Source organism: Candidatus Nitrosopumilus sp., from assembly GCF_040878665.1.
Lineage (GTDB): Archaea > Thermoproteota > Nitrososphaeria > Nitrososphaerales > Nitrosopumilaceae > Nitrosopumilus.
On record NZ_JBBDLU010000004.1, the window covers coordinates 42,743 to 57,641 of the forward strand.

Here is a 14,899-nt window from a genome sequence, read left to right on the forward strand (position 1 = left end):
AGGACACGATTGGCGCGAAATAAGAAAAAAATTGTGATTCTTGGAGGCGGTTTTGCAGGGGTAGAATGTACTAGGCAGCTAGAATCTAAATTCGGAAATGACTCTGAGATAGAAATAGTAATGGTAAGTGAAGATAATTTTCTGCTATTTACACCTATGTTACCACAAGTAGCATCTGGAATGCTAGAAACTAGGCATATTGTTTTGCCTATTAGAACTATTTGTAAAAAAACAAAATTCTATGAAGGAAGAATCAAAAATATTGATCCTTATGGAAAATTGGTAACATTATGGGGAACTGGAGATAAGAGAGGTATTTCAATACATTATGATTTTTTGATTATTGCACTTGGTAGTGAAACTAACTTTTTTGGAATGGCTGACGTTGAAAAAAATGCTTACACTATGAAAACACTCAACGATGCTGTTATGTTAAGAAATAGAGTTATCGATATGCTAGAACAGGCAGAAAATGAAACCAATCCTATTCTTCGTAAAAGCTTTCTGAATTTTGTTGTAGTAGGAGGCGGTTTTGCAGGAATTGAAACTGCAGGTGAATTGATGGATCTTCTTTTAGATGCAAGGAAACATTATCCTACAATTCACAAAGAAGATCTCAAAGTGATTGTTTTAGAGGCGTTAGGAATGATTTTGCCAGGATTTAATAAGAAACTTGCAGATTTTGCAAAAGACAAAATGATAGAAAGAGGAATTGACATTAGACTAAAAACAGCAGTAACTAGTTTTGACGGAAATGAAGTAACTGTAAAATCACTTGATGAAAATCAAAAAAATCCTATTGATGAATCAGAGATTAATTCAATAATTACAAAAACTTTGATTTGGACTGCAGGTGTTACTCCAGTTAACACAATTAAAAGATCAATGTTCAAGACGGATAAAGGAAAAGTCATGGTAAATGATTATCTCGAGGTTTCAGATTTTGCGGGAGTATTTGCAATTGGAGATTGTGCGTTACATATTGATCCTTTAACACAAAGACCATTACCACCAACTGCGCAAATTGCTGAAGCACAAGCAAAAATTGCAGCCAAAAATCTAATAGCATTAATTAAAAATTTAGAGAAAGAAAAATTTGTTTATCATTCAAAGGGACAGATGGCAATTATTGGAAAAAGATCAGGGATTGCTACGTTTTTGGGAATGAATATTTCTGGATTTTGGGCATGGTTAATTTGGAGAAGTGTGTATCTTTCAAAAATTAAATCGCTTGAGAAAAAAACACATATATTTTTAGATTGGACAATAGACATGTTTTTTGATAGAGATGTCTCAAGACTAAAACTAATGAAACGTGAGACTGAAAAAGAATACAAACTATTGGATGAGGTAGACGATGTTTGGTAAATTATTTTCTAATTCTATAGATGATTATTGCCGGTGCTGCAAAATACATTCCAACATTCATTAAAATTATTCCAATCCCATAAGACAGCATATCTGTTTCGGAATTAATATCAACATAATTTAGAATAGATAATGAAGATAACATCGGAGTGATTGAAATCTTTACTGCCTCTTTAAAAATAGGATTCTCGCGCTCTAAATCGGCAATAGTTGGAGAGAAAGAGTAGTAAAATTGGTTAAATCCACTCATAAAAGTAGTTCCAGATTCAGTTGATAAAATGGTATTATCTCTTAGCTCTCTTAGTTGTTGAACTTGTGGTGCAAGTTCCGAACCAAATGTTGCAGTAGCAATCAAACAGCCACCTCCTTCAGTTGATGTGTCAGTTGATTTATCATTTGGCTTCTCCTTAGATAAAATTTCAAAAGAAGTAAGTGTTTCTTCAAATCTTGGAAGTTGAGAATTAAAATCTCCTAACCCGTTACTGTATGCAAGAGTATAGAATTTTTCAGTATCATAAATCATTACTTCTTTGAATCTAACATTATAGTTCTCTCCATTTGATGAAAAGTATCCTTGAGCATCAGTTACATATGCTTCATAATCATTAATGATTATTTTTTCTTGTGAACTTATCTTAAGACTTCCTGCTTCAATTACAGGTTTTAGTGTTTCATTTTTTTCAGAGATAAGATCATCTAATGTTCTTTGACCAGTTTCTTGTACTGTTAAAGAAATTACAGGGTTCATTACTCCTGTTTTTGGTCCAACTGCAACTACATCAGGAGAGTTGTATTCTGTTTTATCAGGTGTTTGTAATAACCAACCTTCAGGCACACTAAATCCAATTTCATGTTCTGGACTTTCGTATTTTTGATTACCTGTTGATGTAGCGGTTAATGATTCTGTTCGTTCAGGTTCTTGTAATTCAAGAATATTTGAAATGTCAGAACGATTAACTAGAATAGCTTTTGTAATTCTTACTTGTTCAGGATCTGTTGGATTATCTTTAACACCTTTATTTTCTGTGTCCACTGATGCAATTTTATCAAGTGTTACAAAACTTTCTTCAGTTACAATTCTTCCAAATACAGTGTATTGTTCATCAAGAAAGTTAGAATTACCATGTACAATGAAAAATTGAGAACCTCCACTGTTAGGATCTTGTGATCTTGCCATTGAAACAATTCCACTATTATGTTTGATTGTATTAAATTCAGCATCTACACTTGTACTTGGACCGCCAGTTCCCCAAGTATTTGGATCTCCACTAATGGTGTTTGGATCTCCTCCTTGAATCATAAATCCAGGTATAATTCGATGAAAGAGCACTCCATCATAAAACCCTGATTCAGTTAAATTTATGAAATTAGCAACATGATTTGGAGCATCATCAGGAAAAAACTCTATTACTAAATCTCCAAGATTTGTTTCTAAAACAACTAATTTATCATCATATTGAGCAAATGAAGAATTTCCAAAACTAATTAAAAACAAAGAGGTTATTATAGTTAGAATTATTTTATTCAATAATTTTTCTCAAGAATCGTTACTTAAAAGCTAATTGTATTAGTTTTTAACAAAGTCAATAAAACAACCAATATGCAACCTGATGAAAAGATTCAGGCACATTTAGTTTCGGTGTGGAGGGAATCTAAAAAATTCTTGTCTATTGGTGGAAAAGAGGGCATGTTAGTATTAACTGACAAACACTTGATGTTTATACATAAAACAGAATCTAAAATGAATTGGTGGAAAGCAATTACTCAAAGACAAGTAATTAATTTTCTCAAATCAAAAAATACGATGATTCGTCATGATGGTTATGATGAAAAAGATTTGATGAATGATATGGAAGATGACAGAAATACTGAATTAATGTTTGATAATATTTCCAGTATTAGCCATACTGAAAAGGACTGGGGGAGTTCATTACAATTAGAGTATCAAAAAGATGGGAAAGAAGAAAAATTTCAGTATTCAATAGCCCAAAATTGGGTAAAATATCCTGCAAAAGAGCCTACAAAATACATGAAAGTAGATTGGGAACCCTTTGTACAATATATTAAAGACAGGCAAAACTTTACGAAGTAAAATTGGGAAAAGTTTTTGCTGTAGGTGTTGGACCTGGTTCTCCAAAATATGTAACAGAAATAGTAAAGGAAATTATCCAGAATTGTGATATTATTATTGGCTACAAATACACTCTCAAGACAATTGAAGATTTGATTCAAGGAAAGGAGATCTATGAAATTACTATGAATAATCAAGAAGATTCTTATCAAAAAATTCTTCCAGAACTTGGTACTAGAACATTAGTAATTCCTTTTACTGGTGATGTAAATTTTTCAGAATCAGAAGTTGTGGATAGATTGATAGAAATTTTTGGCGAGGTAGAAATTATTCCCGGTATTAGTTCAATTCAAGTTGCTGCATCAAGAGCAAAAATTCCTCTTGATAAATCAAAAGTGATTACAATGCACGTTACAACACCAATTGAAGATAAAAAATTAGAATTGCAAAAAGCATTGATTGATGGTTTTAGTGTGATTTTGGTTCCGAGACCTTGGCCAAAACAACCAGACAAACACTTCATGCCATCTGAAATAGCAGTATATCTTCGTGAACATGGTTTTGATACGTCTTTGATGAAAATTCATATTTTTGAGGCAATAACAACTGAAAATGAAACAAGTTTTGTAGGAACTGTAAAAGATTTGGAAGGGAAAGAATTTTCTGATTTGTCTGTAATGGTGTTTAATCAAGTAAGTCTTGATTCATATATGAATTATAGATGGCAGTGGGAAAACTAATTACTTTTGTCCTTTACCTAAAACTAAACTATCACTATTTGGAAATACATATGCAACAATACCCATCCATTGATAATTAGGATCATACAATCTATAGAATCCTGCATCAGTTACTGTAATAATAGTTGATTTTCCAGGTAAAATTTCTCCTGTTGATATTCTACCATCTGCTGTATACTTGTCATAACGTGAACCGTAATTTTCTTTACCGCTTAGAATGCTATGTGAGACAACGTCATCATTTACAATAGTAATTGTAGTTCCTGGCACGACTGAAATTCTATCTTGTGAGAAATATCCTAGTCTTAGAGGATCTGATGGGTTTTGAGTTGCAACTGTGTTTTCTCTAATAGAACCTGCATCAATGTAAGTGCCTATTCCTTGTGTTGATGAGCCTTTAAGAATATGAATTGTTAGAGTTTTTGATTCAGGCTCTGTAGAAACTGGGGTGATTTTCGACAGGGTTGATAATTTTGTTGTGTAAATTATTTTGAATGTATCATCAGGAGTTGTAATTCTACCTGTAAAACCATAAACAGATGCATCTTTACTTTCTTCAACTAGTCTTCCAAAAAAACTAATTGATGTATCAGAACCGCTTGAACTTTCTATGTTTCCGTTTAATCTAATATAACTACCACCACGCAAAAACTTTCCATTTAATTTGGAAATTATAAATTCTTCATCATCTAATGTAATAAAACCATCTTCTGTAAGAAAGTTAATTGTACTTCCTTGTTGTTGTTGAGAAGATAAACCAAGATCGATTTCAGATATTCTGATAGTATCCTCAGTTACTGCAAATCCAGAACCTTCTAAAAGAAATGCCTGTTTCTCAGAAATTTCAGCAAATGACTCATTGACAAAATATCCCAATGAAACAACAAGTAATGTTAGTAGAATGATACCTGTCTTCATGTTTAATTATTTCTTAAATTTGGTTTATAATTTACTACTAAATTATTTTAGACTGAATAGGCAAATTCGTAGGTGAGGCCTTGAAATTAGAACCCAGGCATGTCCATTAGTCCTTCTTCTTGAGCTAATTCTATCATGTAAAATTCAAGATAGCCTCCTGCTAAAAGAAGACCGACTACAATTCCAATTTCAATTAGTGTTGGTTTGATAAAGGGTACCAAATTCATCTTTTTACTGATGGCTCTAATTAGAATAAAACTTCTAGAAATTCCAAAAGAATATGCAGCCAGCTCCATCAAACCAAATGGGGATAAGAAAAGAATCGAAAGTGGTGGAACATCGCCTAATTGAGGTGCAGTAACAACAATTGAGGCAAAAGCAAATCCTGTTGACCAAGCAGCAAAAAGGCCCCACGCAACTCCAAATCCAGGAATAAACATCGGTAATGCAATAGTCGTGTTATGAAGAAATATTCCAAATGCATCTATATCTAAAACAAGTTCTTTAAATTCTGCCATGAAGGCATTTGCTTCTTCATCACTAACGGTAGACATTGAACCGAGTTGGTATGAAACTACAAAAAGTCCTAAGAATATAAAAAAAACAATTACTCTTATTTTATTCATATTATCGTTCCTCATGAACATTATTTGAGGGTTGGTGTAAGCGCAGATTTAATTAAACCAAATTATATTTTTTGATATGAAAAAGGAACTCTCCTTTGCATTAAACTATGCATTAAACAAAGGATTTCAAATTCATCCAGATGCTTTTAAAATATTAGAAAATATAGATGTAAGAAAATTAGAGAAGATCATAAAAGAAATTGTAAGAGAAAAGACGAAACAAAAGTTATTTCAAATTAATCAGGATGATTTAGAAACATACCTTGGGATTAAAGATGATCCAACAATACAAAATAATGTCAAAATATTATCTGAGCCTACTAACAGGATAACATCTGGAGAAGGGGTTAAAGGATATAATGCATTATTTTCTAGTCGGTTTAACAAACTCAAACGAATAATTTTAGATAGACCTGAATCAAAGCTACTTAAATCTGCAGCTTCTGTAAAAAATACAAAATTTGAAGATGATGCATATGTCTGTGGTCTTGTTACTGAAAGAAATTCTGAGAGAAATATAACAAAAATAGTATTAGAAGATCCATCAGGCTCATTTGATGGTATTATTTTTGATGAAGAATTACAAAAAATGGCAGGAACTTTACTAATAGACCAGTTTGTAATGGCTAGAATAAATTCATCAAAGAATTCAGGATTTATTATTAAAGATCTAATTCTCCCTGACATTCCAGAACAAGCCAAAAATAAATCAGAAACTGAAGCATATGCAGTTTTTCTATCTGATTTGCATGTAGGAAGTAAATACTTCATGGAGGCGGAATTTACAGAATTCGTATTATGGTTATCAAGCCCAGATCCAGTTGCAAGAAAAATTCGTTTTGTTCTGATTGGTGGAGATGTGGTTGATGGAGTTGGAATATATCCAAATCAGGATAAAGAATTGATTTATCAGACTATACAAGAACAATTAAGAAAAGCAGAGGATTTGATTGATAAAATTCCAAAAAATGTTAAGATCATTATAATGCCTGGAAATCACGATCCAGGAAGAAGGGCTCTACCACAACCAGCAATACCAAAAAAATACAATTCAGGTTTGTGGGAAAGAGATAATGTGATAATGGTTGGAAATCCTGCTGTAGTTTCATTAAATGGAGTTAAGGTGACAATGTTTCACGGACAAAGTATAGATGATATTGTAAAAACAACACCTGGTCTAAGCTATGACCATCCAACTAATGTAATGAAACATCTACTTAGAGCAAGACATCTTAGTCCAATTTATGGTAGTCAAACACCTATTGCCCCTGAAATGGAGGATCTTTTAGTAATTGAGGATATTCCAGATATTTTTCATGTCGGGCATGTTCATAGAGCACAATTAGACATGTACAAGGGAATTTTATTGGTTAATTCTGGTTCATGGCAGAAACAAACACCTTTTCAGGCTAGTGTAGGAATGACTCCAAATCCAGGCATAGCCATTATGGTAAATCTAAAAACTTTCCAAGTTTTCCATCAAAATTATAGTTCAAATTTAGATAATGTCTTGCAAAGTTAGCTCATCTTTGAATGATTTTTTTATCATTTCAGATGGGATTGTAAGTTTGTATTTTTTTGTTCTTCCATGAATTCCTTGATGGATCAGTCTACCAGAGATAATTCCAGATAATTCAATTTCACTAAGCATTTGTGTAATTCTTCTTTGAGTGAGCTCATCTTTTCCTACCGTCTTACAGAGATTTTTGTACGAAGAGTAAATCTCACCGGTTGAAGAACCATTTGCTTTCATTATTGCAATAAGTACAAGTTTCTCATGTAGTGGAAATGATTTGAGTGAGGTTTCTTCTTTGTTTTCCTCAATTTTTTGAGAGGCTTCTCTAACATGGTCAGTTGTAACTTTATCTGATTGTTGTCGTTCAGCAATTTCACCTGCTACACGAATTAGATCAATTGCTCTACGTGCGTCACCATGTTCTCCTCCTGCAAGTGCTGCGCATAGATTTAAGGCTGGATCATCTACTGAATCTTTAATAAAAGATTCATTGATTCTCTCTTCAAGTATTTTTTTAATTTGTTCAACATTATAATTTGTAAAGACAATTTCTTCCTCACCTAGACTGCTAATCACTCTAGGATCAAGTTTTTCTTTAAACGTAAGATCATTTGAGATTCCTACCAAAGTCAACGAGCCTTGTTTCAAACGCTCATTTGCCCTAGTTAATTGATATAGAATATCTTTACCTGTTTTTGCTACTAGTTGGGCAAGATAATCAATCTCATCTATTACTATGATCACATTGAGTTTATCCTCATCTATTTTGTTTAATATCCTCTTGAAAACCTCACTTGTGGCCAAACCAGTCGTTGGTAATTCCTTCTCATTAAGGTCTAATTGTCTGCCTAAACTGACTAGTAATCCGTATAATGTAGTCTCATCTTTTGAGTTAGAATACACAAGTTTAATTGAGAAATTTGATTTTTCTACTCTTTCTTGAATTTTTGAAAGTACTTTTTTTACTACTAATGTTTTACCAGTTCCAGGTTTCCCATATACTAAAAGATTAGATGGTCTTGATTCTTTTAAAATAGGTAATAATGATTGAGTAACTTGTTCTTGTTCAGAATCTCTATGTAAGATGATATTTGGAATATATGTAAAATGAAGAATGTCTCTATTTTTAATAATTGATTTCCCAGATTCAGCTGCATCAAGTAATCTATCTATCGGATCTGTCATACTCACACACCTTCATTTCCTCTCAAGATTAACACAACCATATCTAAATTAAGAGAGTATAGTATAGAATAGTAGTTGTAGTTTAGTTTGTAATTAATTATTTTTAGTTAGATTTAGATTTTCTTTTTAAAAAATAAATTAAAAAACATAGAGTGGAAATATTGGTGTGTGGGTTGATTATATTTTGGATAAAGTTAACAAATTGTTAAAATCATGTTAAGAAATTAACCAAAAACCTTGTTTTAACCCCCTTATTTCCATTCCAGGCGTTAAGATTGGTGTTAACACTGTTAATATCTCAAAATTACCCCCTAATTTCCACTCCAGGCGTGATAATTACCTAAATTTAAGAAATACTTTAGAATTAATTGTTAATAACAAAAAATATCATAGGCGTGGTTTAGGCAGTCAATGTTAACAAAGTAGTTTGTTAACAAAGATTCTTGGATCATTTGAATTGTTAACCATCGATCCTTTAGATCTCAAAGATGGCTAAGAAACGTATTCGAATAGATATGGAAGACTCCGACGGTGCCCGTTATGACATCAAATTAGAGGGTAATGTCACAAGAGAAAAAGTTCTAAAAATATTCGAAATGATGGACTTGATGAATATTGAAGAAGAACAAGAACCTACAAACATGGATTCAATAGGCGCCAAAATTTGGCATATTGTAGATAAATTCTTCCCTATAGGTAAATTTACCTCTACTAACATTCTTGAAAAATATGAAGATGAATATAATGAGCCTGTAAAACTAAGTATAATTTCTACATATTTATCACGATTCTCTACAAAAGGTCGAATAGATAGAGCCAGAACTGGCAGAGAATGGACATATCAGGCCATAAAGGTAGGGCAAAAACAACAATAATCCCTTAAGAAATGATAACTTTTCTTACCAATAATCTATCTTTTCCAAGAATTACTTTAACATATTCACCTTTTTGAAAATCCATATACTTTCTAAATTGCTTGGGAATTGAAATTGTACCTGCAGAGGTGATTTTTACTAAAACTTCATTCTCCTGAACTGACATATTATTATTATAATTTAATAATATATATAATTTATTAATTTATTTAATTATTTATTTAATATAAAATAGTCATATTTTAGAATAAAATACGTTTAATTTTTTTAAAAATAACACTCAAAACACTTGGAAGATTTTCTTATGTTATTATAGAGTTAGTTTGAACTTGCTCTACTTTACTTAATCCTTTTTTAGTTATTGAATAAGTATATGGTTTAGAGTCAGTATTTCTTTGAACATAACCCTCTTCAAACAACTTCTTCATTAATCGTGAAGTGTGCTCTCTACTCTTTTTTAATGTGATTTGTATATCACGTGATGTCATATCTTTGTTTGTGATAAGATGCAACACATAATCAATTGGATTTATGTGTTCGATATTAGGTGTGTTAGGCATAGAAACTTGCTTTTCAGGAACAACTGTATGCGTTACAATCTCTTCAATCTGTTTATCTTTAATCTCCTTCCTAGCCAATTTCTCTAGAAATTGTTTTAATTCTAGATTAGGATCTTCTATTTTTTGTTCAATCCCTTGAATTTCTAAAGCATCTAGGCGTATTTTCATATCAATTAACTGTCTTTCATAGTATTCTAAACGTTCAGCTTGTGATACATCAAATACATCACTTCTAATTTTCATTAATGGACGTATTTTAAAATATAAATACAATCCAATTAATCCACCCATAAATGCTAAAATCACACCTAAAATCACTTCAGGTTCAGGAATCTCTACTAACATCACAAACTTTACGCCTATGTCGTGATTTATCGTGATTGAACAATATTATTTCACACTTTAGATTAACAATCTCACATATGTTATCACAACAATCTTGATGAATATCAAATCATAAACGTCACATACATCACATATTACATGCCTGACGAATGAGCCTGTCAATCACACTAATCACTTCATCTTCTCTTTCAGGGAATATGTCACTCTCGTTTATCACACTAATTTGTTCTGAAAGTTTGGATATCACATCAATATCATCAGGTAAAAGTATGCCTAGACCACGAAAAAGTATGATTGAATAGAATAACCCAATTAATTTCTCTCTTGATTGTTTAACTTGCCTGTAATACGCACCTTTTGTTATAGAAAAATCAACTTCAAGAAGATTCTTCTGATTTAAAATAATTTCAATTTGTCGCTCTGTAAACAATGATTTTTTGATAATTTTATGAATAATACTGTTAAAATTAGATTGTTCTAACTTGTCCATAGCTATACAAATCTGTATTCTACATCCCAATTAAACTTTAAAGAGACACCTACAATCCTTCATTATGGCTGGAAATAAAGTTGAAACATTCCTAAAATTAGAATTAAAAAAGAAAAAGGCATTGTTGTTTGTGTTAATTGATTCAGAAGTATCAAATTTAGAGGCATCAAGCAAGCTTGCTAAAGATGTTGAAAAGATCGGAGCTTCTGCAATCCTAGTCGGAGGCTCATCAGCTACTGATCAGATTGAAATGGCTCAGGTTGTAAAAGGCATTAAAAAAGGTCTTAAAATTCCAATTATTTTGTTTCCAGGTAACGTTACAGGTGTTGTACCTGATGCCGATGCAATTCTATTTAGCTCTCTCATGAACTCAGAAAATCCATATTTTATCACTCAAGCACAAGCTTTAGGTGCTCCAAGCGTTCTTAAATTTGGATTAGAGCCACTACCCACTGCTTATTTGGTAATTGGAGATGGAACATCTGCTTGGTTTGTTGGTTCTGCACGTGGGATTCCATTTGAAAAACCAAAAATTGCTGCTGCATATGCTTTAGCAGCTCAATTTCTTGGAATGAGATTTGTATATTTGGAAGCAGGTTCAGGGGCAAAAACCAATGTTACTCCAGAAATGGTTCAGACTGTAAGACGTGCATTCAATGGATTTCTTATTGTAGGGGGGGGAATCAAAGATGTAAAGACTGCCCAATCTTTAGTTAAAGCAGGTGCTGATGCTTTAGTTATAGGAACTTTTCTGGAAAAGGGTGGAAGTATCAAAAAACTACAAGAAATAGCAAAAGTAATTCAAAGAAGCAAGTAATAGGATTGTATTATGTCTGAAAACGATGCTATTTCTAGAATCAGACATATTGCAATGCCTGATTATTATCTCGATTACTATTCTAATCTATCAACTGACACATATTCAATATTTGAACATGCTGCATTTGCAAAATCAACTTTAGTAGATTCTTCTGGTATAATTGAACCAAAAATTGCATTTGATTTGGCTGATCGAGTTGCAAAAATGCATGAAATCGATATTGCTGATCATTTAAGAGAGATTCTAAAAATTAATGGGAAAGAGCTTTCAGCATTAATCTTAGCAAAAGAAATTACCTTGGGAAAGTATTCTCTTCCTAATGCATCATTGGAGGATAAATTAGATCTTGCAGTTAGAGTAGGGTTAGCAATTATTACTGAAGGGGTTACTATTGCACCGCTTCAAGGAATTAGTGAAGTAAAAATTAAGAAAAACAAAGATGGTACAGATTACCTTTCTGTATCTATTGCAGGACCAATGCGTTCAGCAGGTGGCACTGAATCTGCTGTAACCTTACTAATAGCAGATCATGTAAGAAAAATTGCAGGTTTATCAAAATTTCAAGCCAATTCATTTGATGATGAAACAGGTAGATTTGTTGAGGAATTACGAATCTATGAAAGAGAAGCTAGTAATTTTCAATTTCATATCTTAGATGAAGATATTGAGCATGTTATTACCAATCTTCCAGTTGAATTAGCTGGAGTAGATACAGATCCATTTGAAGTTGTAAATCACAAATCAATGGTTCGCATTCAAACTGATAGAGTTAGAGGGGGGGCTTTACGTGTTTTAAATGACGGATTGATTGGAAGATCCAAAAAACTCCTTCAAAGAATTGAATTGTATAATCTGGATGGTTGGGAGTGGCTTAATGATCTTAAAGGGGCGGTACAAACTGGTGATAATCAAGAAGATGCAGCTGCTAAGAGAATGCGTGAAGTAATTACAGGCAGATCAGTCTTGTCCATGCCTAATAAATTGGGCGGGTTTCGATTAAGGTATGGCAGAGCATGTAATACAGGATTCGCAGCAGTTGGGATACATCCAGTAGTTGCTGAAATTCTTGATCATACAATAGCTGTAGGAACTCAAATCAAAATTGACATTCCAGGCAAAGGGGCAACTGTAGCCTTTGTTGATTCAATTGATACCCCAACAGTTCGTCTGAATAATGGTAATGTAGTAAAAATTCGGGATGTTAAACATGGATTAGAAATCAAAAATGAAATAGAAAAAATATTACATTTGGGTGATATTCTAATCTCATTTGGAGATTTTCTTGAAAACAACGCCCAATTGATACCTTCAGGATATGTTGAAGAATTTTGGTTAGAAGAATTAAAACAAAAACTTCAACATGAATCAGAAAACCAACACTTAGAACAGTTTTTGAGTAGGATTCCTACAATAGATGAAGCATTAAAAATTTCCCTTGATTTCAAAATCCCACTCCATCCAACTTATTTGTATTTCTGGGATAAGATATCCTCAGAAGATCTTACTAAACTTTTAGAACCAAATAAAATTCATGAAGAATATATCGAGTATCCAATTCAAGTTAAAAAAATACTTGAAAACTTAGGAACTCCACATAAAGTTGAAAATGATAAAATAATTTTAGAACATCAAGAGACAAAAATATTCTTTAATTTATTATTTAGAGAAAAACCAATTGTTAGTGATTTATCTGTTCCAAAAATTTTAACAAAATCGTCTGGAATTCAAATCAACAATAAATTCTCAACAAGTATTGGAGTTAGAATAGGAAGACCCGAAAAGGCTGCCGCCAGGCAAATGAAACCTCCAACACATGTACTATTCCCAATTAGTGACAAAGGGGGACCAACCAGAGATCTTCTCAAAGCATCTAGAAACGAGCATTTCTTTGCTAATCTCTTCAATCGTCATTGCACTCAGTGTAATCAACCATCTATTGGCATAAAATGCTCCATGTGTGGGAATAAAACATCAATTACTTACAGATGTACCAACTGTCGAGATACTCTTAATGAGCCATTTTGTGATAAATGTAAGCGTAAAGCTCCATCATACTCGCACAAAGAATTCCCATTAAAAGCAAGATTACTTTTAGCTCAAGAAAAGATGGGACTGAGGGCAAAAGAACCATTCAAAGGAGTAAAGGAATTAATCAATCAGGATAAAATTGCAGAACCTCTTGAAAAAGGCCTTGTAAGACAAAACTTTGGATTAACTACCTTCAAAGATGGGACTGTAAGATTTGACGCAACTAATTCCCCATTAACTCAATTCAAACCCTCTTGGATTGGTACATCTATTGAAAAACTAAAAACTCTAGGGTATTCTCATGATATTGATGGAAATCCTCTTGAATCTTTAGATCAAATAGTTGAACTTCGTATGCAAGATGTGATTATTCCATATGAAAGTGGAAATTATCTTGCTTCTACTTGTAAATACATTGATGTTCTTTTAGAGAAATTCTATGGAAAATCATCATTTTACAACGTAAAAAATTCTAAAGATCTTATTGGACATCTAATAATTGGTTTAGCTCCTCATACTTCTGTTGGAATAGTAGGACGAATTATTGGATACACTGAAACTCATGTTTGTTTTGCAACCCCAAATTGGCATTCTGCAAAAAGAAGAGATGCTGATGGAGATGCTGATTCTATAATGCTTTTGATGGACAGTCTACTAAATTTCTCAAGACAGTTTTTGTCAGACAGAATAGGTGGATTGATGGATGCACCATTACTTATCCAACCCCATGTTTTACCACACGAATCTCAACCTCAAGCACATAATCTTGAAGTTACAAAAATTCTACCCTTAGAATTTTTCGAATCAACATTCAAAGAGGTTAAAGCATCAGACATAACATCTATAGAAATTATTAAATCTCGTTTAGAAACTAAAAGACAATTTTATGATTATTACTTTACACATTCAACATCATCTCTAACCACTTCAAAATCACGTAGCGCATATTCTACTCTTGGTTCTATGCTTGACAAATTTGATATGCAAGTTAAAAATGCTGAATTAATTGATGCTGTAAATACTTCTGAAATTGTTTCAAACGTCATTTCAACACATCTTGTTCCTGATATCATGGGAAATCTTAGGGCTTATGCTAGACAAAACTTTAGGTGCACAGGATGTGGTAAATCATTTCGTCGAATGCCACTTATTCAAACATGTGTTTGTGGGCATAAATTAATTCCAACAATTACAAGAGGTTCCGTAGAAAAATATCTAAAGCTTGCAAAAAGACTAGTTGAAAAATATGATGTAGGTGAATACCAGAGAGGAAGAATTCATGCTCTATCTGATGAAATTGAATTAGTATTTGGTAAAAATCAAGGAGATCAATCTCTGCTTACTGATTATGCTTGAG

14 protein-coding genes are annotated in these 14,899 nt (G+C 32.5%); 7 read left to right on the plus strand and 7 right to left on the minus strand.

Annotated features, from left to right (window positions below):
• Window positions 1-9: 9 nt before the first annotated feature.
• The gene (locus WDZ98_RS03860; RefSeq protein ID WP_368057348.1) at window positions 10-1,368 is read left to right on the plus strand and encodes an NAD(P)/FAD-dependent oxidoreductase; all 1,359 of its coding nucleotides are present in this window, start codon (window positions 10-12) and stop codon (window positions 1,366-1,368) included.
• A 1-nt stretch (window position 1,369) separates the two neighbouring features.
• Here WDZ98_RS03860 and WDZ98_RS03865 read toward each other — a convergent pair whose 3' ends face one another.
• Entirely contained in the window at window positions 1,370-2,896 is a 1,527-nt protein-coding gene (locus tag WDZ98_RS03865; protein ID WP_368057346.1) for a peptidylprolyl isomerase, read from the minus strand.
• A 72-nt stretch (window positions 2,897-2,968) separates the two neighbouring features.
• Between WDZ98_RS03865 and WDZ98_RS03870 the strand changes: the two genes are divergently transcribed.
• Together WDZ98_RS03870 and cbiE are read left to right on the plus strand one after the other, a co-directional pair.
• Window positions 2,969-3,460 (plus strand): hypothetical protein, encoded by a 492-nt coding sequence (locus tag WDZ98_RS03870; protein ID WP_368057344.1) that lies wholly within the window; start codon window positions 2,969-2,971, stop codon window positions 3,458-3,460.
• Window positions 3,461-3,462: 2 nt separating this feature from the next.
• The gene (gene cbiE / locus WDZ98_RS03875) at window positions 3,463-4,179 is read left to right on the plus strand and encodes a precorrin-6y C5,15-methyltransferase (decarboxylating) subunit CbiE (protein WP_368057342.1); all 717 of its coding nucleotides are present in this window, start codon (window positions 3,463-3,465) and stop codon (window positions 4,177-4,179) included.
• On the opposite strand, the gene WDZ98_RS03880 is transcribed toward cbiE, so the two are convergent.
• Together WDZ98_RS03880 and WDZ98_RS03885 are read right to left on the minus strand one after the other, a co-directional pair.
• The gene (locus WDZ98_RS03880) at window positions 4,180-5,097 is read right to left on the minus strand and encodes a hypothetical protein (RefSeq protein ID WP_368057340.1); all 918 of its coding nucleotides are present in this window, start codon (window positions 5,095-5,097) and stop codon (window positions 4,180-4,182) included.
• 86 nt (window positions 5,098-5,183) lie between these two features.
• Window positions 5,184-5,723, minus strand: coding sequence for a stage II sporulation protein M (locus tag WDZ98_RS03885; RefSeq protein WP_368057338.1), 540 nt, complete (start codon window positions 5,721-5,723; stop codon window positions 5,184-5,186).
• Window positions 5,724-5,799: 76 nt separating this feature from the next.
• Between WDZ98_RS03885 and WDZ98_RS03890 the strand changes: the two genes are divergently transcribed.
• The gene (locus tag WDZ98_RS03890) at window positions 5,800-7,245 is read left to right on the plus strand and encodes a DNA-directed DNA polymerase II small subunit (RefSeq protein ID WP_368057336.1); all 1,446 of its coding nucleotides are present in this window, start codon (window positions 5,800-5,802) and stop codon (window positions 7,243-7,245) included.
• On the opposite strand, the gene WDZ98_RS03895 is transcribed toward WDZ98_RS03890, so the two are convergent.
• Entirely contained in the window at window positions 7,222-8,424 is a 1,203-nt protein-coding gene (locus WDZ98_RS03895; protein ID WP_368057334.1) for a Cdc6/Cdc18 family protein, read from the minus strand. The genes WDZ98_RS03890 and WDZ98_RS03895 overlap by 24 nt on opposite strands.
• 488 nt (window positions 8,425-8,912) lie before the next feature.
• Here WDZ98_RS03895 and WDZ98_RS03900 point away from each other — a divergent pair, with 488 nt between their 5' ends.
• Window positions 8,913-9,299 (plus strand): hypothetical protein, encoded by a 387-nt coding sequence (locus WDZ98_RS03900; protein ID WP_368057332.1) that lies wholly within the window; start codon window positions 8,913-8,915, stop codon window positions 9,297-9,299.
• 4 nt (window positions 9,300-9,303) lie between these two features.
• On the opposite strand, the gene WDZ98_RS03905 is transcribed toward WDZ98_RS03900, so the two are convergent.
• The 3 genes from WDZ98_RS03905 to WDZ98_RS03915 all read right to left on the minus strand — a co-directional run bounded on the left by WDZ98_RS03905 (window position 9,304) and on the right by WDZ98_RS03915 (window position 10,694).
• Complete coding sequence (locus WDZ98_RS03905; protein ID WP_368057330.1) at window positions 9,304-9,465, minus strand: AbrB/MazE/SpoVT family DNA-binding domain-containing protein; 162 nt, start codon at window positions 9,463-9,465, stop codon at window positions 9,304-9,306.
• A gap of 136 nt (window positions 9,466-9,601) precedes the next feature.
• Window positions 9,602-10,204: a winged helix DNA-binding protein gene (locus WDZ98_RS03910; RefSeq protein ID WP_368057468.1), complete on the minus strand. Its 603-nt coding sequence runs from the start codon at window positions 10,202-10,204 to the stop codon at window positions 9,602-9,604.
• Window positions 10,205-10,331: 127 nt separating this feature from the next.
• On the minus strand, window positions 10,332-10,694 hold the full coding sequence (locus WDZ98_RS03915) for a hypothetical protein (RefSeq protein WP_368057328.1): 363 nt from the start codon (window positions 10,692-10,694) through the stop codon (window positions 10,332-10,334).
• Window positions 10,695-10,758: 64 nt separating this feature from the next.
• On the opposite strand from WDZ98_RS03915, the gene WDZ98_RS03920 reads away from it, so the two are divergent.
• On the plus strand, window positions 10,759-11,511 hold the full coding sequence (locus WDZ98_RS03920) for a geranylgeranylglyceryl/heptaprenylglyceryl phosphate synthase (RefSeq protein ID WP_368057326.1): 753 nt from the start codon (window positions 10,759-10,761) through the stop codon (window positions 11,509-11,511).
• 12 nt (window positions 11,512-11,523) lie between these two features.
• Window positions 11,524-14,898 (plus strand): DNA polymerase II large subunit, encoded by a 3,375-nt coding sequence (locus WDZ98_RS03925; protein WP_368057324.1) that lies wholly within the window; start codon window positions 11,524-11,526, stop codon window positions 14,896-14,898.
• Window position 14,899 lies beyond the last annotated feature (1 nt).